A 21,915-nucleotide genomic window follows, 5' to 3' on the forward strand; every position below is an offset into this window, starting at 1 on the left:
GTCCGCCACCGGGATCGCGCCAGTCTGGATTACGAAGCGATTTCGTCGTTGATCGTAAAGAGCTTGCGCAGATGGTGCGCGACGCCGGCCTCGAAGTTATTGCCGATGCGTGGCACCGACGGTAGCCGCTTGATGAGATCGGGGTTGGCGTTGTTCATCATGAACGGATAGCCCGCCGTTTCCAGCAGATCGATGTCGTTCATGTTGTCGCCGAACGCGACGCAATTCGCCGCCTCCAACCCGAGGCGGTCGAGCACGACGCGCAGCGCGCGCCCCTTGGAAACACCGGCCACCATCACCTCGAGACAATCGGGCAGCGAGTACGTGACATAGAGCGCGTCGCCAAACTCGCGCGCGAGATTGCGAGCGACGTGCGCGAGATCGTCCGGGTCGCCGATATAGAGCGCCTTGGCGATGCCGGCGCCAGCGTGGGCGCGCAGATCCACCACCTGGTACTCGAAGCCGGAGTCCTGGTGATAGGCGAGCAGTTCGGGAGCGTCGCGGTCGATGAGCCAGGCATCGTCGGTAAAGAGGCTCACGATCACGCGGCCGTGCTCGCCCACGGTGTCGGCAGCAACCAGACGCTCGACCAGGGGGGCGGACAGATCGCTGGCGTGCACAAGTGTGTCGTCGGGGGCGTGCACGCGCGCGCCGTTCGACGTGATCAGATACGGCCGGATGCCCAGCACGTCGCGAATGCCGGCGACGTCGCAATAGTGGCGGCCGGTTGCGATCACGAACGGCAGGCCCTGCGCGTCGAGCGCGCCCAGCGTGGCAACCGTGAACGGATCGACCTGATGGTCGCTGTTGAGGAGCGTTCCGTCGAGATCGGTTGCAATGACCTTGTACATGGTGATCGGACAGCTAGCGGGAAACGGGCAATCGTAGCATTTGCCGCCAGCCCATGCCTTTGATCTACGTGCCGTGCGGGCTGGCGCACCCGTGCACTTTCGCCCCTTAGCGAGGCGCACAGGGGCCGCAAAACCGCCACCGTTCACGCCTTTCTAGTTGCCCGCGGCGGCGCCTTGCAGCCGGCGCGCTTCCTGTTGCGCGAGCCGCAGGGCGCCCGTTGTGGAATCGGCGAGCGGGGCGCGCAGACGATCGCGCACCGCCTGCGGCACCCATTCGCGCAGCGGCTGCCCAAGACCGCCCGAGAGCGCCGCCGGCAGGCTGGCCGCTGGATCGAGCGCGGCAATGAGCTTCGAAATCTCCAGACCGGCCTCGGCCAGCAGCTTCGCGGCAAACGGATGCTCACGATGCGCCAGCACGACCGGCGCGAGGCTCGCATAAGCTGTCTGGTTAGCCGCGGACTGCCACACGATGAGGCTCTCGCGATCGGTTGCGCGCGCCTGCGCGAGCAGCGCACGCGCGAAGTCGTCCATCGCGGCGCGCCCATCGAGCGCCTGCTGCGCCCAGACGATGGCGCGCAGGCCGAACCACGCGCCGCTGGCTTCATCGCCCGAGGGAAAGCCAAAACCACCTGCGATGCGGCACTGCCCGTCCTCACCGAGCGCCGCGGCGATGCTGCCCGTGCCCAAGGCGACCACCACGCCAGGCGCCCCGCCATGCGCGCCGAGCAGCGTCGTGTACGCGTCGCTTTCCACCGCGAGACCTGCCACCGGCGGCTTCGCGGCACGAAACGCCGCGAGCCACTCGGGGTTGTTCACACCGGCGAGCCCGCAGCCAAGCACGCAATGCGACCAGTCGAACACAAGGCCCGCTTGCGCAAACGCAGCGCAGCAGCCTTCCTCGATCGACCGCCAGGCGCGCTCGATGCCGAGCCCGAGGCCCGATGGGCCCGCAGCGGCGCGCGCCAGTTCGTTACCATTCACGTCGCCGAGCGCGACGCGTGTGCCCGTGCCACCGCCGTCCACGCCGATCAACCAGGTGTATTTCTGCATGATGTCTGCCGCGCTTGGCGCGCCCTCGAACCCGGTCCGAACGCCGGAATTGATGTCGTGCCGCAGAGACTAACGGCTTCCCTGTGTTCGCACAATCGGCCATCTGGCCAGGGTGGTGGCGAGGCACCGTTGCGCTATGCTTGCGTGGCCTGAGAAACGTCCCGGAAGGAGAATTCAACGTGGAACACCGCTGCAACTGGGTATCGGCGGGCGCGTCGCCGCAGTATGTGCAATATCACGACGAAGAGTGGGGCGTGCCATCGCGGGACGACCAGCATCTGTTCGAAATGCTCGTGCTCGAAGGCGCACAGGCCGGACTTTCGTGGTCCACGATACTCAACAAGCGCGAAGGCTACCGCCGCGCTTTCGCCAACTTCGACGTCGCCAGGGTCGCACGCTTCACGCCCAGGCACGTGGAAACGCTGTTGCAGGATGCGTCGATCGTGCGCAACCGCGCCAAGATCGAGGCCGCCATCGCCAACGCGCGCGCCGTGCAGCAGATCCAGGCCGAGCATGGCTCGCTCGCAACCTTCGTCTGGTCGTTCGTGAACGACACGCCCATCCAGAACGACTGGGCGTCGTATCGCGATGCGCCGGCCTCCACTGAGGTCTCGGATGCCCTGAGCAAGGCGCTCAAAAAATACGGCTGCAAATTCGTTGGCACGACGATCTGTTATGCGTTCATGCAGGCCGTCGGCATGGTCAACGACCACGAGCGCGACTGCATGTGCCGCGCGGCTTGCGCGGCGCAGGGCAAGAAAAAGCGCCGCGCCTGAGCATAGCGAACGGTGCGGTCAGATACATGCTGAAAAAGGCGCTGCTGCGCGCCCATATCGACGTCTACGATTTGGCCACGGTCAACCTGCTGAGCTGTCTGCAGAATGTCCACGGCGTCTTTGGCGTGTGGGAATGGGGGCGAGCATGCTAGACGCCGCCTGACTGGATCCGGCGCACGCAAACGCACGCGGATGACGCGCAAACGCAAACGGCGGCGCAGCTTCTTGCGAAGCATGCGCCGCCGTCTGGCGGAACACCGAAAAGCGAAAAAGCTTAGTGGAGCTTCTTCGGCAGCATCTGGCTGCGCAGGCGCTTGTGCAGACGCTTCACAGCAGCTGCCTTCTTGCGCTTGCGAACGGCCGTCGGCTTTTCGTAAGCTTGACGCTCACGCAGCTCGGCGATCAGGCCGTTCTTTTCGATTGCACGGCGGAAGCGGCGAATGGCCACTTCGAACGGCTCGTTTTCCTTCAGAAGAATCGTCGTCATGTATTTCCTAACTCAAATCGCTTAATACGGTTCAAAGGCGCGAGCGTCGAAACTGCTCGCGCGCCGGCCCTCCGGTCGTTCGCCACGCTGGGGCTGAACGAGAGGCAAGGCGGCCACGGAGGCCGGAAAAGAGAAGTAGGGGGTTCACAGCGGAACGCGATCAGGTTGACCTTGCTGCAACACACCTGACCGCCGGTTTGCGGCCGCCAACAGTAACGAACACGGCAACAAAACAGGCAAAGATCTCAATTCACTCTCAATGATATCAGGAAAAAATCCGCCAAGCCATACTTTCTTGATTCTACTCAGTGACTTGCGCGGCGGGCCGCGGCCTGCGCGCCCGCCTTGTCGCCGCACTGTCGCTTAGGACACCTGGATGAATCGCGCTTTCGCGCCTGTCCGGCGAGGCCCGCCCTCAGGCGCTCGCGTCGTTTAGCGCCTGTATGTCGGCTGGATCGAGCTTCAGCCGCACAGCCGCCGCGAGACTCTCCAGCTGGTCGAGCGAAGTCGCGCTTGCGATCGGTGCCGTGATGCTCGGGCGCGCGATCAACCAGGCGAGCGCCACCGCCGCGAGCGAACTGCCGTGGCGCTCGGCCACGTAGTCGAGGGCCGCGAGAATGCGAATGCCGCGATGATCGAGGTACTTTTCCACGCGCGAACCGCGCGCGCTCTTCGAAAGATCCTCCCGCGACCGGTACTTGCCCGAAAGAAAGCCGCTCGCCAGGCTGTAATAGGGCACGACCGCGAGCCTCTGGGCCATCGCGACCGGCTCGATATCGGCCTCGTAGGGTGCGCGGTCGTACAGGTTGTACTCGGGTTGGATGATCTGATACGCGGGCAACCCCGACCGCTTCGCAACCGCCAGCGCTTCTTCGATGCGCGCGCCCGTGTAATTCGACGCGCCGATCACCCGCACCTTGCCGGCCTCGATCAGGCGCTGGTACGCACCGAGCGTTTCCTCGAGCGGCACCTTCTGGTCGTCTTCGTGCGAGAAGTAGACGTCGATGTAATCGGTCTGCAGGCGGCGCAGCGAATCTTCCACGGCGGCCGCGATGTTTGCGGCGGACAGGCCGGGACGGCGCGAGTCCTTCGCGACCTTCGTTGCGATCACCACCTTGTCGCGCTTGCCGCTCTTCGCGATCCACTTGCCGATGATCGTCTCGGATTCGCCTCCGTGGTTGCCGGGCACCCAGGCGGAGTAGACATCCGCCGTGTCGATGAAGTTCAGGCCGGCGTCGGTGAAGGCGTCGAGGATCGAGAACGAGGTGGCTTCATCGGCGGTCCAGCCGAAGACGTTGCCGCCGAACATGAGCGGGGCGACCTGCAATGACGAAGTGCCGATCCTGCGCAGTTCCATGGGACCTCCTGTAAAGGGCGAGCGGGAACCGTTGAGGATACGCCGCCGCGCGCCGGGATGCAGCGGGCCATACGGACCGCCGAGCGCGCCGGCCGAAGTGCACCGCTAAACCGCAAGCACGGGCTGCCGTAAACACGCTTGCAAACGGCATTACGCAGTCGCAGGTGCAAGAAAGGCGGGAAGCATTCTGCGGGGGGCGTTTTATGCACCGCGCAAATGAGGTCTCGATTGTTGGTGCGTCCCCTCAAGTTTTTTTTACCGACGCCGACAACCTTCACTGAGGCGGCCAGCAATGAAAGATTGCTTCCGCCGCGGCCATAGTGGCTTGTAACGGGCTCACAGCCCGCTTAGGAGAATTTCCATGCTCGGAATCAACAGCAACATCAACTCGCTCGTCGCGCAACAGAACCTGACGGGCTCGGGTAGCGCGCTGTCGCAAGCGATCACGCGTCTGTCGTCGGGTAAGCGCATCAACAGCGCAGCTGACGATGCGGCAGGCCTCGCGATCTCGAACATCATGCAGACCCAGATCAACGGTCTGAACCAGGGTGTGTCGAACTCGAACGATGGCGTTTCGCTGGTCCAGACGGCATCGAGCGGTCTGTCGTCGCTGACGAACAGCCTGCAGCGTATCCGCCAGCTCGCCACGCAAGCGGCCAACGGCTCGATGACCAGCAACGACCGCGCAGCACTGCAGCAGGAAGTCAGCCAGCAAGTTTCGGAAATCAACCGTGTCGCATCGCAAACGACGTACAACGGCATGAACGTGCTGAACGGCACGCTCGGTACCGTGTCGTTCCAGGTTGGCGCGAACGTCGGCCAGACGATCAGCCTGAACCTCACGCAAAACATGTCGGCGGCTTCGATCGGCAGCGGCGTGCCGCAAGCTGGCAACACGCTCGGCACGTTCACGGGCCTGAGCCTGACGTCGGCTGGCGCAACGGCAGCAGCATCGGCCGCAACGATCACGTCGATCAATGTTGTCTCCGACGGTAGCGGCGGCTTCTCGTTCACGGACCAGAACAACCAGGCACTGAGCCAGACTGCAGTCGGCAATCTGTTCACCGCCACTGGCAACGCCAGCTCCGGTGGCGGCGCGTTCCAGGGCTCGGGCACGGCGGTCACGCTTACTGACGGCGGCATGTCAGCCGCAGCTGCCGCGGCCGCTGGTGCCGCCGGTTCCGCTGCTGCCGCCGCCGCTGCCGTCGCCATGGAAAACCAGATTGCCAGCTACAACAAGCCGACGACGGTTGCAAGCGTCGACATCAGCACGGCAAGCGGCGCCAGCATGGCCATGGAGTCGATCGACAACGCGCTGACTACGCTGAACAACCTGCAAGCAACGCTTGGCGCAGCGCAAAACCGCTTCACGGCAATCGGCACGACGCAGCAAGCTCAGTCGACCGACCTGTCGACCGCACAGTCGTCGATCCAGGACGCCAACTTCGCGGCAGAAACGGCGAACCTGAGCAAGGCGCAAGTGCTGCAGCAAGCCGGTATCTCGGTGCTCGCACAAGCGAACTCGCAACCGCAGCAGATCCTGAAGCTCCTGCAGTAACAAGCTTCAGTAGCCAAGGCGTTGCGTGCCCGGCCGCCATACCCGGCGCACGCAATGCAAGCCAATCGGGAGGAGCGCCTCCCGATTGGCGTTTTCCAGACCTGAACCGATTCACACTGCAACGCCGACGCACGGAGCCCCTTCATGTCCACCGTAACCAGTTCGACAGCCAGCACGATCGCGAGTACCGTCGCAGCCCAAACCGCCGCGAGCAACGCCGCTCTGCAGCAAGCTGCCCAGTCGATCGTCAGCGGCTCGACGGGCAACTCGTCGATGGATGTGACCTCCCTCGTCACGGCGCTCGTCAACGCCAAGATCGCCGGCCAGGCCGCCACGATCAGCGCTCAGCAGACCCAGGACAACACGGAAATTTCCGCGTACGGCGCGCTCTCCGCCGCACTTTCCGCGCTTCAGGCAGGCCTCGCGCCGCTCTCCAACGGCACGACCCTCAACGCCTACACGGCGACGACCAGCGGCACCGGCATCACGGCCACCGCAGGCAGCGGCGCAGCGGCAGGGTCGTATTCCCTTGACGTGAAGCAGATAGCGCAAGCCCAGGTGCTGACCTCGACGGGCTTCACCGCAACCCAGGCGCTCGCTTCGGGCTCCTCAACGATGACGCTGACCGTCAACGGCGCGAGCACCACCATCTCGCTCAACAGCACGAATAGCACCGTTGCTGGCATCGCATCGGCGATCAATTCGGCCACCAACAATCCCGGTGTGACCGCAACGGTCGTCAATGGCGCCGATGGTGCGCACCTCGTGCTGCACTCGACCTCGACCGGTTCGGCGAACGGCATCAGCATCGCGATCAGCGACTCGAATGCCGGCGACGCGTTGAACAGCCTGGCCGTGACGACGACGGCGGGCACGGCGATCACGAGCGCGAGCGCGACGTCCGCCAACCTCGCCGCGAACCAGTCGACGATCTCCAGCACGACCACGTGGACACAGTCCACGGCCGCTCAGGACGCCTATTTCACGATCGACGGCACGGGCGCCACCAGCTCGAACAACACCGTGACCTCCGCCTTGTCGGGTGTCACGCTGAACCTCACGGCAGCGGCCGTCGATACGTCGACCACGGGCAGCGGCGCACAAACGCTCACGGTCGCGCAGAACACGAGCGCCGAATCGTCGGCCATCAACAATTTCGTCACGCTGTACAACACGCTGGTGACGACGATGGCCGCGCTCACCTCGTTCAGCTCGACTTCGAAGTCGCAGGGCGTGCTGCTCGGCGACTCCACGCTGAACCTGATCCAGAATCAGCTCGCCACGATCGTGGCAACGGGCGTGAAGAGCGGCAACACCACGACGAGCCTCGCGGCGATCGGCATCACGCTGAATTCGGACGGCTCGCTCGCGGTCGATAACACCACGCTGAGCACCGCACTGCAGAATAATCAGTCGACCGTAGCCGCACTGTTCAATTCGACCAACGGCGTTGCCGCGCAGTTGAACACGAACATTACGAGCTACACGTCCAGCACGGGCGTCATCACGACGCGTACCAACGCGATCAACACCGATCTGACGAACCTCTCGACACAGAAGTCGAATCTCGCCAACTATCAGACGCAGCTCACCAGCATGTACACCGCGCAGTTCACCGCGCTCAACACACTGATGGCGACGATGAACAACAACCAGCAGTACCTCACGCAGCTCTTCGGTGGCTCGAATAGCGCCGGCGCGCTGGCGACCAACAAGAGCTAAGCGCATCCGGCAGGAGAAACGACATGGACATCCCCGCGCCCATCGATCGCATCTGGCAGATCACGAAAGACATCGAGCAGGCTGCGGCCGTCGGCGATTGGGAAAGGGCCGCCGAGCTTGCGAGCGAGCGCTCGCCTCTTCTCATGTCGCTGCCCGCGAAACAAACCGACGCGGCGCTCGACGTCCTCAGGCAGGTGCACGCGATCGACATGCGCATCGCTGCGGAGGCAGAGTCGGCGCAATCCGCGTTGAGCGCCGAATACCGAATGGCCATCCAGGCGACTCGCAACATCAACCTGTATCAACGCGTTGCGCAGTTCTGAAGCCCGAACTTCGCAGACGCGCAGCAATAACACTTATTGCGCCCTTTAGGGTGCATCCGTGTACCTCCGCCCGCCTCGTGCGGGCTTTGTTTTGCGCGCTCGCTACGCCCGCGTCTTGCAGCAACGGCCGACGATCCGACCACATCTCCGCGCGTCCCTCGCATCTCCGAATTGGCGGGCGTTTTGACGTCAACTCGGTGATTCGCCCCGGCCAAGCGCGCTCGATAATTACCCTACTTCCGTTACCTGCGGCGCAAGCACGCCTTCGTCATGACCGCTTTCCCAACTCCGATCGAAACCACCGCGCTCGCCCCCCAATCGCAAATGGGGAATGATATCCAGCTCGTCATGGAAGCCGGCATCGAACACCATCGCAAGCAGGAATACGACGAAGCTGAAGCGCTCTACGCCATTGTGCTGAAAGCGGATCGCGATCACGTCGACGCCAACTACCATGTCGGCGTGCTCTATATGCAAACGAACCGGCCAGCCGAGGCCGTGCCGCATTTCGAAGCTGTACTTGGCCATACGCCGAACTTCGCGCAACTCTGGGTCTACTACTTCAACGCCCTCACAGCAAGCAAGCAGTTCGAAGCCGCGCGGATGTCCCTCGACGTGGCGGGTCAATGCGGCGTTCCCGCGGACGCCATCGATACTCTGAAGGCTCGTCTACCGCAGCCTGACGCCGCGCCGGCGCCCACGCCCGAACCTTCGTACGTTGCCGAGGCGGACGCCGAGGCAATCGAAGCTACGCCCAAGCAGGAGGCGTCGGACACCCCTGCGGCGAAAATCGATCCGCGCCGTGCAAGCTCGACGGAGTTGCGCAAGTTTGCGGATCTCTTCAACAGTAGAAAGACCGAGGCTGCGCTGACGCTTGCCCGTCGCTTGACGGAGCAAAACCCGTCTCATGGCGAATGCTGGATTATGCTCACGCACGCCCTGCAGCGTGCAGGCAAGTACGCAGAATCCGTGGCGTCGGCTGAGCGTGCGACCAACCTGCTGCCCGAAAGTCTCCCCGCCCAGATAATGCTGGCCGACGCGCTGCATATTACGCGCCAGCACCAGAGAGCCGTAGCACACTGCCGCCAGGCTCTCGAAAAGCACCCCGGAAGCGCAGCACTGCACCGCACATTGGGTGCCTCCCTGCAGGCAACCGGTCGAGCCGGCGAGGGCATAGCCCAGATGCGCCGCGCGGTGGAACTGGCACCGGATAACGCAATCGAACTGGACGCGCTCGCTAACGCGCTGAACGACGATGGCCAGTACGATGAAGCGGAACGTGCCTTCCGCAAGGCGCTCGAACTCGCACCAATGCAGGCGGCAACGCATAGCAACTTGTTGTTCTGCCTGATGCATAAGACCGATCTCGATGCAACAAGCGCGTTCGCAGAATTCAGCGAGTTCGGGAAGCGCCAGGAAGCTCCCCTGCGTGCGCAGCGGTTGGAGCACACGAATGATCGTGATCCGTCGCGGCGCCTGCGGATCGGCTTCGTTTCGGGCGATCTGATCAATCACCCAGTCGCCTACTTCTTCCAGTCGATCGTGGAGCATCTGGCCAGTGACACAAGCCTGTCACTGCACGTCTATTCGAACTACGTGGTCACTGACGCTTTCACGACGACGATCCGGGAGCACGCGCAAGAGTGGCACGAAGTCTTCGGCATGACCGACGCCGCGGTTGCACAGCAAATCCGCGACGACGGCATCGATATACTGATCGATCTGTCCGGCCATACCGGGCGCAACCGCCTCGTGACCTTCGCGCACAAGCCCGCGCCCGTCCAGGTGAGCTGGATCGGCAATCCAGCCACGACCGGCCTGACGTCCATTGACTATTACATGTCGGACCGGTTCGTCACACCGCTCGAGCAGTTCGCCAGTTGCTTCTCGGAAAAGCTGGTGTTTCTGCCGGCTCTTGCGCCATTCAAGCCGTACGCGCAAGCGCCGGAAGTGAACGAGTTACCCGCCTTGAAAAACGGCTTCTTGACGTTCGGCAGCTTCAGTCGTCTGGTCAAGATCGGGGCGGAAGTGGTGGCTCTCTGGGCACGCGTGCTGCGCGAGATACCGAATTCGCGGATGCTCATTGGCGCGATCACATCGATCGAACAAATGAACAGACTGGCCAAACTGTTTGCAAGCGAAGGCATCGACGTGAGCCGCATCAGTTTTATGCAGCGCAAGAATACCGAGGGGTACCTGCAACAGCACCAGCAGGTCGATGTGTGCCTTGACGCGTTCCCATTCGCCGGTTCGACCACGACCATGCACGCCCTGTGGATGGGCGTTCCCACCGTGACCCTGCCCGGCGTTTCGATGGCTAGCCGCGGCAGCACGGGGTGGCTCTCGCACCTCGGCCTTGACGAGGCGTTCGTCGCGCGCGACAAGGATGACTTCGTTAGCAAGTGCGTCGCGCTGGCCAACGACCTCGACGCACTCGCCATGGTACGCCGCGAGTTGCGCCAACATTGCAGGCAGTCGCCCCTCATCAGCGCAAGCACGATTGCGAACGCCGTATCGCGTGCGCTGCGTACCATGTGGCAGCGCTGGTGTAACGGGCTTGCGCCTGAGCATTTCGAGGTCCCCGCGCAGCCGCATGAAGCATCGGTGAGCCCACTTCCGGGCCCGGCGCACGAGCCACAAACAGGGATCGCGCCAACAGCCGGATCGATCACGTCGATCGACGCGGTAACTGACATCCCCGTCGCGACGAAACCCATCCGTATTGTCTGCGGTACCCGTTGCACCCGTGAGCAGTTCTCGAATGAAACGGCGCTTGGCCGCTCGCTGAAGCTCTATGCGCACCTGCCCAATGTCGAACTTCAACTATTCGACAACAATACGCGCGGACTGTCCAGCATTTACAACACGGCGATCGAAGAGGCAAAACAGCGTCCGGCCATACTGGTATTCGTTCACGACGACGTCTGGCTCAACGACTTTTTCTGGACCGAGCGCATCCGCGAATCACTCGCCCACTTCGAGGTGGTGGGTCTGGCCGGCAACCTTCGTCGTGTGCCGCGCCAGCCAGCATGGGCCTTCTCCACGCCAGATCTTCAGTGGGACGAACCCAAATATCTGAGTGGAACTGTCGGCCATGGCAAGGGATTCCCGTGCAACATCGCCTCGACCTTCGGGCCTTCTGGACAGGAATGCAAGCTCCTCGACGGCCTTCTGCTGATTGCGGATAGCGATATGCTCGTGCAGAGTGGCCTGCGTTTCGACGAGCAGTTCAAGTTCCACTTTTACGACATGGACTTCTGCCGTCAGGCAGAACTGAAGGGGCTGCGCATGGGTACGTGGCCGCTGAGCGTGGTTCACGAAAGCGGCGGCGCTTTCGGTTCGCCCGGCTGGCGGGAAGGCTACGCGTCCTATTTGGGCAAATATGGGGAATGAGGCGTGGCGGGTGCAATTGTCGAAATATCGCCCTGATCGAACACCTTCACAGCCAGCGTAGCAATATCCTTCGGAGCCTAAATTGGATCAAACTCCTGTCCATCAGAATCACAACCCGGACTTACTTGACCTCATGCCGCCAAATGCCCGGCGCGTGCTGGAAGTGGGCTGCAGTTCCGGCGCACTCGCGCGCGAATACAAAAAAGCGAACCCAAGCGTGCACTACACCGGGATCGAAATTGTCCCGGCTTATGCTGAGATGGCGCGCGAATTCTGCGACCGTGTAGTCGATGTGGACATCGAGAGGGTAGCCGTCGAGCAATTTCGTTCGGACTTTCATGCTGATTGCTGGGTCTTCGGAGACGTGCTCGAACATCTTCACGATCCCTGGGCATTACTGAAGAAAATCCGCGGAACGATGGATCGCGGGGGGTGCGTCGTTGCGTGCATTCCCAATGCGCAGCACTGGAGCGTGCAGGCTCGTTTGAGCTTTGGCGATTTCCGGTATCAGGATTCCGGCTTGTTCGACCGGACACATATCCGTTGGTTCACGCGCGTCACGATGCTGGAAATGTTTCGAGACGCGGGGTTTATCGTCGATGCCGGCAAGGCCCGGATCTTCCATGAACCGCAACGCGAGGCCTTTTTACCCGCCATTCGTGCTATGGCGAGCGCAGCGGGTGCGGATGCAAACGCTGCTGTCGAGGACGCGAAAGCGCTCCAGTACGTGTTCAGGGCGATTGTACCTTCGCAGTCTTAAATATTCCCATTCGATGCACCGATCAAGGCCATGGAAATGACTGACGGCTTTCTCCACAAATACTTTCTTAACAACCCGGATAAACGACTGCACAAGTGGATCCACTACTTTGATATTTATGAGCGCCACTTCACGCGCTTCAGGAATAAAGCTCCCGTGATGATCGAAATCGGCGTATTCGGCGGTGGATCACTGGCAATGTGGAAAGAATTTTTTGGTCCTGAATCGAGGATCATAGGGATCGATATCAATCCTCAGTGCAAGGCCCATGAAGCGGAAGGTATTGAGATTTTCATAGGAAGCCAGGATGACCCTGCTCTAATCGATCAGATCTTCCGGAAATATCCGGAAGTCGACATCGTTCTCGATGACGGAAGCCATGTCATGAATCACATGGTCGCTTCCTTCGAGTTGATGTATGACCGGCTTCACAAGAACGGGATTTATATGGTGGAGGACACCCACACCTGCTACTGGCCTGAATACCAGGGCGGCGTGGGGAGGCCAGGGAGCTTTATCGAATTCGCCAAAACCAAGATCGACGAACTGAATGCGGTTCATTCGAGGGGAAAAATCCCAATTTCAAGCTTTACAAAGACCACGGATTACATCGCCTGCTACGACAGCATCGTTGCGTTCGAACGTCGCCCGCAAGGACATCGGCAAGCACCGATCACCTGCGCCATGGTTGAAAACCCCTCCATGCCGTAATTTTGACACCCTTGCCACGGCGCTCGCATCGACTGCTTGCAGTCGCCAAGCGCCGGCTGCGGCATCTTCGGCCTTGCGCGGCGGAGTGCTAGCGGCTTGCGCCGGTGCGCTGATGATCAGCTTGCTCAGTAGCGCCACGCCGACGGTGCGAGCAACCAGCCAGGAGCGGCGGGTGCCGAGCGCACGCGTTGTGCACAAGTCGGAGAGAAAGGCTCCCATGTAGCCCACGCCGCTTACTCGCCTTGCCCGCGATCTTTGCACCGTCGTGATATTGGAAAGGCTGCGGCTCGCAGACTGTGCCTTAACGCTACCGATGTCGCCGTTTTCACCCTACTCATGTCGCCAGGCGCGACGGCGACTCGAAGTTCGGCACTGTTGCGCACCTTTCTGCACCGCAGACCGGCGGAATTTTCGACGGCAGTGCGCGCAAGTTACCTACACGTGTCGCATTTTTCGTTGACGCACCCTACTGATGTCGCGTGTAAATGACTGATTTTATGTAAAAATCCACAAAATTCTTATTTTGAAGCGCTCCGATGCCTATTGGCTACGGCCTCCGCCGCAACGCACTGACGGTTCGAGACGCCCGTTGCTACTGTCGCAACGCAGAGGCCCTAGTTCTCCTTCTTTGCGCGCAAGAACCAACCTTTCCACAGCGTTGGCCGGATAGTCCTGCGGCCACCTTGCCGCCAGTTCTTCAATAGCGCACCTCGACGCATCGAGCATCCCTGCCGATTGACAGCCGTCCGCCGCACAGCGCATTGCCCGCAAGACAGCCGCGACGCACTCCAACCGGTCGAGCGCTCGCCTCAGCCGCTCGCTCATGGCATCAGTCAGCCCAAGCTCCCTGCTTACAAGCTCGACATCGACCGCTGCGTCTGCCAACAGGACGCCCATGAGTTCCTGCGTCCGTTCCGACGCTTGCGAATGAATTGAAGGCTGTGTCATCTCCTATATAGGTAGGCCTTCTTAAACACGCCGAAAACCATGATGGCACAAATCACCAATACTGTATATATATACAGTATTGGTGGCGCTATTTCTGCGCGAGCCCTTCGAGCAACACAACCGTTCGTCTCGCGTTATCCAGCGCGCCTTCAAGCCCCATCTCAGTATGTGAGTGGTCACTTACATAATCCGCGAGGCGCGCGAGACAGAAGTTGATGAGGTGCGTCGGTGCCCCGAGCTTTTCTGACTCGTATCGGGAGAGGGTCGACTTGTGGACACCGGTCACCGTCGCGAACTCAGCTTGGGTACTTTCGCCGCGCGCCCATCGCAGGAGTTCACCTTGACTTCGAGGTGGGAACATTCGTTGAAAATGCTGTAGTCGCAATCATATTGCTATAATAGCAATATTCGACCCGTTTGAAGTCTATACTTCGTTTCGAGACTTTTGAGGTTCCAATGGCCCGTTCTGACCAAGTGAAAGCACTACTGCGCGCATATGCTGGTGACAACCACGAGCATTTCTACGCGGTTGCTATGCAGATGGCTGCGGACGAAGCTCATCGTGGCCACACAAAGTTGGCGGCAGAACTGCGCGACCTCGTTGATGCCGCTAAGGCAGGCAGAAAGCCTGGGCTGTCCTCAGTTCAAAGCAAGGGCGTGCGGCGTCCGACTCCGCTGGCTCAACCGAAGGGCGAGCTTTCCGAACTGTTAACAGTGCAGTATCCGCAAGAGCATCTGCAGCAGATGGTGCTGTCAGAGGCTGTGCGCGGAAAGTTAAACCGCGTCCTTCGCGAGCAGCGTCACCATGAGCAACTGCACAGCCACGGACTAAGCCCTCGTAGAAAGCTGCTTCTTGTCGGCCCACCAGGCACCGGCAAGACAATGACCGCTGCTGCGTTGGCCGGCGAGCTCCGTTTGCCGCTCTTCACTGCGCGGTTCGACAGCCTCATCACCAAGTTCATGGGGGAAAGCGCCTCCAAGCTCCGGCTGGTTTTCGAAGCGCTGAAATCAACGCGCGGCGTCTACTTTTTCGATGAGTTCGATTCGTTGGGTCTGCAGCGAGGCAGTCAGCATGATGTGGCGGAAATGCGCCGTACATTGAATATGTTCTTACAGCTCATCGAACAGGACGCATCCGATAGCCTTCTGATTGCTGCGACGAACCACGGCAAAGACCTCGACACGGCTCTTTTCCGGCGCTTCGACGACGTCATTAAGTACGAGGCGCCTGACGAGCGCCAAATCGAGACGCTGCTGAGAAACAGCTTAGGTGTCTTCGGAACGTCCGACATCGACTATCGCAAACTCGCGCATGTTGGCAAGGGCGAATCACACGCAGACATCGTCAAGGCGTGTCTCGATGCATTGAAAGACGCGATTATGGAAGGCGAGAAAACCGTAAGTGAAGCGAGCGTCATTCGCCATTTGGAAGAGCGCGCTCAAGGCCACAACGTACATCCGTAAAAACAACATCCCGAACGAATGAATCGGGAAATCTTGCGGTAGACTCTCAGGCGAATAAGACCAAATGAAGAACCTGAGAAAATGGCGGACGAACTTAAGGGTCACCTGTCCATTGAAGGATTCGTGACGTCGCTTGAATTTCGCTCGCCCTTGTCCGTGCAGCGCGAAAATGCGCCGCAGAGGGACCGGGGAGCGCACGGCCAACGCCTGTTGGCTCAACTTCAAGAGATTGCCGGCAGCATTGTCGAGCTGGAGGAGACTCGTGAAGCCTTGGGATTACCCGAGCGACGCGGCATGTCTATCGCCGTCGAGTTCAGCCCGCGCGGCTCATACGATTATCGAAAAGTCGAGTGGAAGTCTGATGGCATTGAACTCCTGACAGTCCTTGCTCACACAAACTCCGACGTCGCCGTATTGCACGTTCCAGATGGCAAGCTGTCTGCGTTCGTAAGACGGGTCAGCGAGTACCTCGAGAAAGACAATCGCAACGGCACCGCTCCCCAACACGCGGCTCTCGTAAATGCCATTGCCAACATTCGCCGCGCCGCCTTTACCGAATTGTGGACCGACGCAGCGGACCCGCCGGTAGATGACGAGCCTCATTGGCTGCAGATTTGGCTGCGACACACGGGTGGCGCACTCACCGACGTCGTGGCGGAATTTCGAGATGAGGCCGCGAAGGTCGGCATCAATGTCGAACCGGGTTTCGTCCGATTTCCCGGTCGGGTGGTCGTTGCAGCGAACGCGACGCGTGCTGCAATTGAACAGGGCGTTGCCCTGCTCGACCTTATCGCCGAAATCCGATTTGTCGAGCCAAACGCAGAGTTCTTTCTTAGTAGCCTTACGCCGGCAGAACAGGCGGACTGGGTCAAGAATCTTCTCGAACGAAGCGCTTTCACTGCCGACGACAGCGCGCCACACATTTGCATCCTCGACACGGGGGTGAACCATGGGCATCCGTTGTTGGCGCCAGCTCTCGATGAAGCGGACCTTCACACCCACAATCCCGACTGGCAGAAACATGACCATGCAGGCCATGGCAGCGAGATGGCGGGCATTGCCCTTTATGGCGACCTGACCGCGGCCTTGCACACGGGAGATGAACTTGAAATCCCGCATCGCCTTGAATCCGTGAAGATTTTGCCGCCCGATGGGGAAACGCCGCCCCGCCTCTGGGGCTCCGTGACTGCGGAATCCGTAGCGCGGGTTGAGGTCGATGCTCCTGACAGGTCGCGGGTCTTCGCGATGATGACGACGTCGGTTGGCCACCTCCTCGGCGCTCCCTCTGAATGGTCCGCGACGGTTGACCAACTGGCGTTTGGTCGCTCGCCTATTGATGTAAGTGGGTCGGCCGAAGAGGAAGACGAGGACGCGCCACGCGTACCCAGGCTCTTCATACTCTCTGCCGGCAATGTCCAGTGGACCGAGTGGGGCACGTATCCGGAAAGCAACGCATTGAGCCCTGTCCAGAATCCAGGGCAGGCCTGGAACGCGCTCACGGTAGGTGCTGCGACATCGTTGACGGATATCGATGCCAAAAAGCATGCAACGCTCAAGGCAATTGCCGAGGCGGGTTTGCTTTCGCCTGCTTCGACCACCTCGGTGTTGTGGAGCAACACGCCTTGGCCATTCAAGCCGGACGTCGTCGCTGAAGGCGGAAATGGGTCGCTCGACGGTGGCATCCATGTGACTGTAGGCCCGGAGTCACTTCGGCTGTTGACGACTTCGAACACCCCAGCGAAGAATCTTTTCGCAGACACAGGCGACACCAGCGCTGCGACGGCAGACGTTGCACGGATTTGCGCACACCTCCGTGCAAGGTATCCGCAATACTGGCCGGAGACGATTCGTGCTCTCGTCGCACATGGTGCCGAGCACACGAAAGGCATGCAGGCAACGCTTCCTGACGAACCTAAAAAACTCGACAAGGACAAGCTTCTCCGGACCTTCGGATACGGGCTGGTGAGCCCGGTCCAGTCCGAATATTCGACTGCACACAGGCCGACTCTCGTGGTTCAGCGGCAGTTCAATCCATATTATCGCAAGCCCGGCGGCTCGATTGTGCTGGGCGAGATGCAGCTGCACGACTTACCTTGGCCAGTCGAAGAGCTATTGCAACTAGGCGAGGCCCAAGTCGAGCTGCGCATCACGCTTTCCTACTTTGTCGAGCCGAACCCGAGTTCGCGCGGCTGGCTCAGCAAGTTCCGCTACCAGTCCTATGCGTTGCGCTTCGCTGTCAAAGGCGCGACTGAAGACGCGAACCAGTTCAAGGCCCGTATCAATAGGCTTGAACGGTCACAGACTGAAGATAGCGGCTTCGGCGACCCTGACGTTGCCCAGTGGAAGTACGGCGCACAGTTGCGCGCCCGCGGCTCGATGCACTCAGACGTCTGGGTGGGAACAGCGGCGCAGCTCGCTACGAAATCCCAGATTGCAGTGTTTCCTGTCGGCGGTTGGTGGAAAGACTGGAAGGAAGCGCGCCAGTGGAATAGCGAAGCTCGCTACGCCCTCGTGGTCTCGTTGAAGGTCGCCGATAACATCGAAACGGACATCTATACCCCTATCGCGACAATCATCGCGCCGGAAGCTGTCATCGACGTTGACATAGAGGGAACAGACCTCTTGTAACGACCAAGATTGGTTCGCGAATATTTATCGCAAAGGGACCGCGATGTCGACTCGGCACTTTAATGCGGTGCATCTTTCGGCAACAAACACCCTAGCGACGCAGAGATTGTCGCGCAGGAAACGTCAGTACCAGCAAATTCGGGGAAGTTGTGCTCATTGAATACTCGTCGTCCATCGGTCGCTTCCAATTCGTGCACCGTCACCACGGAAGATTTCCGGGAAGCAACACGTTTACCGTTATTGTCGGCAAGAATGGGACGGGAAAAAGCCGCTTGCTTCGCTCGCTCGTAGTCAACCTGTTAGGCGGGCTATCCAGTGAGCAATGGGACCGCAGCGAGCATTCGAACCGCTATGAGCCAATAGGTCGCCTCGAGAAGTCAAATACTCCATCGCACATTATTAGCGTCTCGACAAGTCCTTTTGACAGATTTCCACTTCCCAAGCGGTCGGCGGTCACCTTGGGTTATAGCTATCTCGGACTCCGAGGATTACCCAGCTCAAATCTAAGTCTGACGTACCTTTCAAAGATTGTCACCACACTCATCCTTTCAGCACAGAGCAACTCCGCTCAAGCCGGCGCAATTGCTGGGGTTCTTGACTATCTGGACTACGAACCCGCGATTTCAGTGTCCTTCCAGTTGATTCCCGATATGCTACTAAGGGAGTTGGACAATGCGCCACGCCCGCATGATTTCATTCATGACCGTATGCGAAAAGCGCCGATGTTCAACCCCGCTGAGCTCGGTCAGGCATATCGACAAATACTTGAAGCAACTACCGAAGATATCCGCAGCGCGCTAGACATAGTCCAAAGTCGGAAGCTATCCAAACGCCAAAGAACCCTACACCTGCGGCTTGACCGCTTCGGGTTGCGAGTTACTCCCACCGAGCAGCTAAATATCGATGGTCTCGAGGGAGCGTTCGACATCACGGAGTTCTTGTTACTGCTGCGAGTGGGGCTTCTTCGGCTACGGGATGTTGTCCTCTTTAAAAAGGGCAAGGACGAAAGTTTTCGCATAAACGACGCAAGCTCAGGAGAGCAAGCCGTCGTTTTGACTCTACTCGGCATTGGCAGCCAGATTCAGAACGACACCCTTGTTTGCATCGACGAGCCTGAGGTCTGCCTGCACCCGGAGTGGCAGGAGAAGTACATTCACCTCCTTTACCGTACATTTAGTCATTTCAGCGGTTGTCACTTTGTCATTGCGACCCACTCGCCTCAAATTGTTGCGCAATTGCCTGCCGGGAACTGCCATGTCATGTCCATGGAGACAGGAATTGCGACACCTGCAAGAAGCTACTCACGCAAATCTATCGATTATCAGCTTGCCGAGGTATTCGGCGCTCCGGGATATCGCAATGAGTATCTAAGTCGGACAGCGTTGACTCTCTTTTCTTCTGTTTCGAAGAAAAGAGGCTTCGACTCGGGTGCTCTCGAGACCATGGCAAAGCTCGAGAAGATGGTTCACCTCTTGAATGAGGACGACCCTGTCCTAGACCTTATTCTTACGCTTCAAGAGATGCGTGGCCAGTATGAGTGATATCAACGAGCCCGTCGCACTTCCGGATGAGCTGGCTGCACTTGTCCAAAAAAAGAAAGACGATGCGACTTTCACATACAAGGACTGGAGCAGCGCCGACCTTGAACCGCTGCGCTCATTCATTCGCAAGCACTATCGCAAGGTCCAGAAAGGAAGATGCGCATATTGCCGGAAGGACGTATCGTTGACTTCCGCGGCGAACTGCCATGTGGAGCACATTGCCCCTAAGTCCAAGTATCCGCAGTTCATATTTGAACCGAAGAACCTATGCGTGGTATGCGCGGACTGCAATGATATCAAGCGCGAACAGGAAGTCTCGCAGATAGCGCCAGACACCGTGACGCCCCGGACGAACCGAAAGGCATACCCACGTTCGTCTAACGGCTTCCTTATTGTCCAGCCACACTACGATGAATACGATGAGCACATCCTCATATATCGAGGGTTCTATATCGACCGCTCGACAAAAGGGCATTTCACAATTGGCGCGTGCAAGCTGAACCGCAGACTACGTGAGTTCGGCTGGGACGAAGAAGTTGTCGGAAACGATGCCCTAATGGAAGCTACTCAAAAATTGATAGATGCAGAAGACAGACCGGCCAAGATGGCTGCATTGCAGCGCATCAGGGAAGCATGCCTTCCATAGGCAGGTATACGACTTCCGGAACCTGAGACTCCATATCTTAAATCGTGGGTTTGACACGCTGAGCTAACGTGGGAATCTTTGACCGGTCATTTGACCGGGGTGGCACCTGGGACGGCGCAAGAGAGGGAGTGGCGGATAGTAGAGCTTGAACCGAATGCGAAACCAAATCAGTCGAGCATAAGGTGAGCCCGTGCTGGTCGCTTGAAAACTGCCAGCGGTTGAACGGTGTATGTACCCGAAATGGGAAGGACTTGGCGGCCCGTATGCAGGTTGTGTCAGATGCAATGCTTGGGGGTGTTGCACCTGAACCTCTACCCTGGCCAGTGAAGCAGCGGCATGAATACAAAATGCAGGTCTCGATTATTTCTCACTCCCCCCGCCGAACGGCGAGGCTTCAGCCGACAGCACTTACCCGTTGCGAGCGCAACCGCACTTGACCATACGCATCCGTTCGAAGCGCCTTATCGTTCGATGGTTCAGAAATGAGTCGGCTGAATTGGCACCGTCGCCGACTTATGCTGCGTCAAGCGCCTCCTGACAACACGCTTGGGACTTGCGAGTTATTGGTTTTCGCGTGAGAGCCGCACTCTTGGATGCCAAGTTCCAGCCTTCGGTATCTTCAAGATACTTTTCAAGGCCCTCAATATTTCGCGCATACCAACCGTCAAACCCATTCTTTGGCGACTGAACCAAATCGCGAACGATTCGCCCCAAGCATTGGTGGACCTTAACCATTTTCTCAATAAAAACTGGGTCCAATGAGGCCAGAGCATTGCTCAGTTTCGGATTCTCCCTAGTATTTTTTGAATTCAGCGCACGTATCCACTGGCCATGAGCAATCTTGTTTCTTATAGTAGCAGGCTCTTCAATGTAAATATTCACAAGGCCTATAAGGGTAGCTAGACGCTCTGAAATCAATTTCTTTACTTCTTCATCAACAATTTTTGTTGATGCCAGTTTCAACATGTACTTCCACCCGTGAGCAATGCCTTGCCGCTCCTTCTCTTCAGCAATTTTCTTTATTTCAGACGAATTAAAACTGTGTGGTGTGTATAAAATTTGTACAAATTGCGCCTCCGACCAAGCCGAATAGGCCAAGGCAAGCATTTTTGTTTTAATTGACACCTGAAAATTATCACCCTTTCTTATTTGGTGATTTATATCTCTAACAACACCATCTATTGCCTTGAGAAGGGCCCGCACATTTTCGCTCTGTGCTAAATAGAGGTTGTAGATTTCTTGGTCCGTCATCGGCAGCTAGGAGATGAGACGTTTGCAGTAGGCGGGGGGCGGGGGGGCGGGAATCGAACCCGCGTTCTTTCCTTGCCCTAAGACAAGAAACGCATTAGGCCATCGTATGCTAACCCCCATTGACGACTCCTCCGAGAGCATACCCGAACCACTTCAACGCAGTCAAAAAGAAAATGCATGCTTCGTCTGTACCTTGCGTATGGCCGTAAGGCGTCCCACGACAAAAGTGCCCACGTGATAGCTTGATGGTGAGAGCAATTTGCGCCCCCGGGGCGTCAGGCATCGTCACGCTTCTTGGAGGCTCGCGACGAGCTAGTCGAAGCAGATGGGCTCGCCGGGCGTATAGCTGGCGCCCGAAGCACTCATGCAAAAATGCCCTTAACAGAAAATCAGCCTCAGTTGGGCAAGGTACAACCAGCGTCCATACGGCCAGCATAGAGAATCGACTG

18 protein-coding genes and 1 tRNA gene are annotated in these 21,915 nt (G+C 59.1%); 12 read left to right on the forward strand and 7 right to left on the reverse strand.

Annotated features, from left to right (window positions below; translation table 11 throughout):
• Positions 1 to 29: 29 nt before the first annotated feature.
• Positions 30 to 851 carry a Cof-type HAD-IIB family hydrolase gene (locus tag BMI01S_RS19120; RefSeq protein WP_028231353.1) on the reverse strand — a complete coding sequence of 274 codons (822 nt, stop codon included), beginning with the start codon at positions 849 to 851 and terminating at the stop codon, positions 30 to 32.
• A 153-nt stretch (positions 852 to 1,004) separates the two neighbouring features.
• Positions 1,005 to 1,901: a glucosamine kinase nucleotide-binding domain-containing protein gene (locus BMI01S_RS19125; RefSeq protein WP_028212002.1), complete on the reverse strand. Its 897-nt coding sequence runs from the start codon at positions 1,899 to 1,901 to the stop codon at positions 1,005 to 1,007.
• Positions 1,902 to 2,080: 179 nt separating this feature from the next.
• Between BMI01S_RS19125 and BMI01S_RS19130 the strand changes: the two genes are divergently transcribed.
• Together BMI01S_RS19130 and BMI01S_RS43070 are read left to right on the forward strand one after the other, a co-directional pair.
• Positions 2,081 to 2,677, forward strand: coding sequence for a DNA-3-methyladenine glycosylase I (locus tag BMI01S_RS19130; protein ID WP_028212001.1), 597 nt, complete (start codon positions 2,081 to 2,083; stop codon positions 2,675 to 2,677).
• Between the two features lie 26 nt (positions 2,678 to 2,703).
• Positions 2,704 to 2,829 (forward strand): hypothetical protein, encoded by a 126-nt coding sequence (locus BMI01S_RS43070; protein ID WP_255217813.1) that lies wholly within the window; start codon positions 2,704 to 2,706, stop codon positions 2,827 to 2,829.
• Positions 2,830 to 2,951: 122 nt separating this feature from the next.
• Here the strand turns inward: BMI01S_RS43070 and rpsU are convergent, their stop codons facing one another.
• Together rpsU and BMI01S_RS19140 are read right to left on the reverse strand one after the other, a co-directional pair.
• Positions 2,952 to 3,164 (reverse strand): 30S ribosomal protein S21, encoded by a 213-nt coding sequence (gene rpsU, locus BMI01S_RS19135; protein WP_004198205.1) that lies wholly within the window; start codon positions 3,162 to 3,164, stop codon positions 2,952 to 2,954.
• Between the two features lie 415 nt (positions 3,165 to 3,579).
• Positions 3,580 to 4,521, reverse strand: coding sequence for an aldo/keto reductase (locus tag BMI01S_RS19140; RefSeq protein WP_028212000.1), 942 nt, complete (start codon positions 4,519 to 4,521; stop codon positions 3,580 to 3,582).
• 361 nt (positions 4,522 to 4,882) lie between these two features.
• Between BMI01S_RS19140 and BMI01S_RS19145 the strand changes: the two genes are divergently transcribed.
• The 6 genes from BMI01S_RS19145 to BMI01S_RS19170 all read left to right on the forward strand — a co-directional run bounded on the left by BMI01S_RS19145 (position 4,883) and on the right by BMI01S_RS19170 (position 12,988).
• Positions 4,883 to 6,079, forward strand: coding sequence for a flagellin (locus BMI01S_RS19145; RefSeq protein ID WP_028211999.1), 1,197 nt, complete (start codon positions 4,883 to 4,885; stop codon positions 6,077 to 6,079).
• 144 nt (positions 6,080 to 6,223) lie between these two features.
• Complete coding sequence (gene fliD / locus BMI01S_RS19150; RefSeq protein ID WP_028211998.1) at positions 6,224 to 7,801, forward strand: flagellar filament capping protein FliD; 1,578 nt, start codon at positions 6,224 to 6,226, stop codon at positions 7,799 to 7,801.
• 23 nt (positions 7,802 to 7,824) lie between these two features.
• On the forward strand, positions 7,825 to 8,124 hold the full coding sequence (locus tag BMI01S_RS19155; protein ID WP_028211997.1) for a flagellar protein FliT: 300 nt from the start codon (positions 7,825 to 7,827) through the stop codon (positions 8,122 to 8,124).
• 270 nt (positions 8,125 to 8,394) lie between these two features.
• On the forward strand, positions 8,395 to 11,517 hold the full coding sequence (locus tag BMI01S_RS19160) for an O-linked N-acetylglucosamine transferase family protein (RefSeq protein WP_081723447.1): 3,123 nt from the start codon (positions 8,395 to 8,397) through the stop codon (positions 11,515 to 11,517).
• Between the two features lie 82 nt (positions 11,518 to 11,599).
• Complete coding sequence (locus BMI01S_RS19165; protein ID WP_081715998.1) at positions 11,600 to 12,277, forward strand: class I SAM-dependent methyltransferase; 678 nt, start codon at positions 11,600 to 11,602, stop codon at positions 12,275 to 12,277.
• Between the two features lie 30 nt (positions 12,278 to 12,307).
• The gene (locus BMI01S_RS19170) at positions 12,308 to 12,988 is read left to right on the forward strand and encodes a CmcI family methyltransferase (protein WP_036019004.1); all 681 of its coding nucleotides are present in this window, start codon (positions 12,308 to 12,310) and stop codon (positions 12,986 to 12,988) included.
• Positions 12,989 to 14,024: 1,036 nt separating this feature from the next.
• Here BMI01S_RS19170 and BMI01S_RS19180 read toward each other — a convergent pair.
• A complete protein-coding gene (locus BMI01S_RS19180; protein ID WP_028231351.1) occupies positions 14,025 to 14,297 on the reverse strand; it encodes a helix-turn-helix domain-containing protein in 273 nt (90 codons plus the stop codon).
• Between the two features lie 95 nt (positions 14,298 to 14,392).
• On the opposite strand from BMI01S_RS19180, the gene BMI01S_RS19185 reads away from it, so the two are divergent.
• The 4 genes from BMI01S_RS19185 to BMI01S_RS19200 all read left to right on the forward strand — a co-directional run bounded on the left by BMI01S_RS19185 (position 14,393) and on the right by BMI01S_RS19200 (position 20,215).
• Positions 14,393 to 15,400, forward strand: a complete 1,008-nt coding sequence (locus BMI01S_RS19185) for an AAA family ATPase (protein WP_028231350.1) — start codon at positions 14,393 to 14,395, stop codon at positions 15,398 to 15,400.
• An 81-nt stretch (positions 15,401 to 15,481) separates the two neighbouring features.
• Positions 15,482 to 18,028, forward strand: a complete 2,547-nt coding sequence (locus BMI01S_RS19190) for a S8 family peptidase (protein WP_028231349.1) — start codon at positions 15,482 to 15,484, stop codon at positions 18,026 to 18,028.
• Positions 18,029 to 18,177: 149 nt separating this feature from the next.
• Complete coding sequence (locus BMI01S_RS19195) at positions 18,178 to 19,569, forward strand: ATP-binding protein (RefSeq protein WP_154671290.1); 1,392 nt, start codon at positions 18,178 to 18,180, stop codon at positions 19,567 to 19,569.
• Positions 19,562 to 20,215: an HNH endonuclease gene (locus tag BMI01S_RS19200; protein WP_028231348.1), complete on the forward strand. Its 654-nt coding sequence runs from the start codon at positions 19,562 to 19,564 to the stop codon at positions 20,213 to 20,215. The genes BMI01S_RS19195 and BMI01S_RS19200 overlap by 8 nt, the downstream gene beginning before the upstream one ends.
• Before the next feature lie 513 nt (positions 20,216 to 20,728).
• On the opposite strand, the gene BMI01S_RS40915 is transcribed toward BMI01S_RS19200, so the two are convergent.
• Together BMI01S_RS40915 and BMI01S_RS40920 are read right to left on the reverse strand one after the other, a co-directional pair.
• Positions 20,729 to 21,466: a hypothetical protein gene (locus BMI01S_RS40915; protein ID WP_154671289.1), complete on the reverse strand. Its 738-nt coding sequence runs from the start codon at positions 21,464 to 21,466 to the stop codon at positions 20,729 to 20,731.
• Between the two features lie 39 nt (positions 21,467 to 21,505).
• Positions 21,506 to 21,584: transfer RNA gene (locus BMI01S_RS40920), tRNA-OTHER, on the reverse strand.
• Positions 21,585 to 21,915 lie beyond the last annotated feature (331 nt).

Origin of the sequence: Paraburkholderia mimosarum LMG 23256 = NBRC 106338 (assembly GCF_000739815.1) — a bacterium.
In the GTDB taxonomy this organism is placed as follows: Bacteria; Pseudomonadota; Gammaproteobacteria; order Burkholderiales; family Burkholderiaceae; genus Paraburkholderia; species Paraburkholderia mimosarum.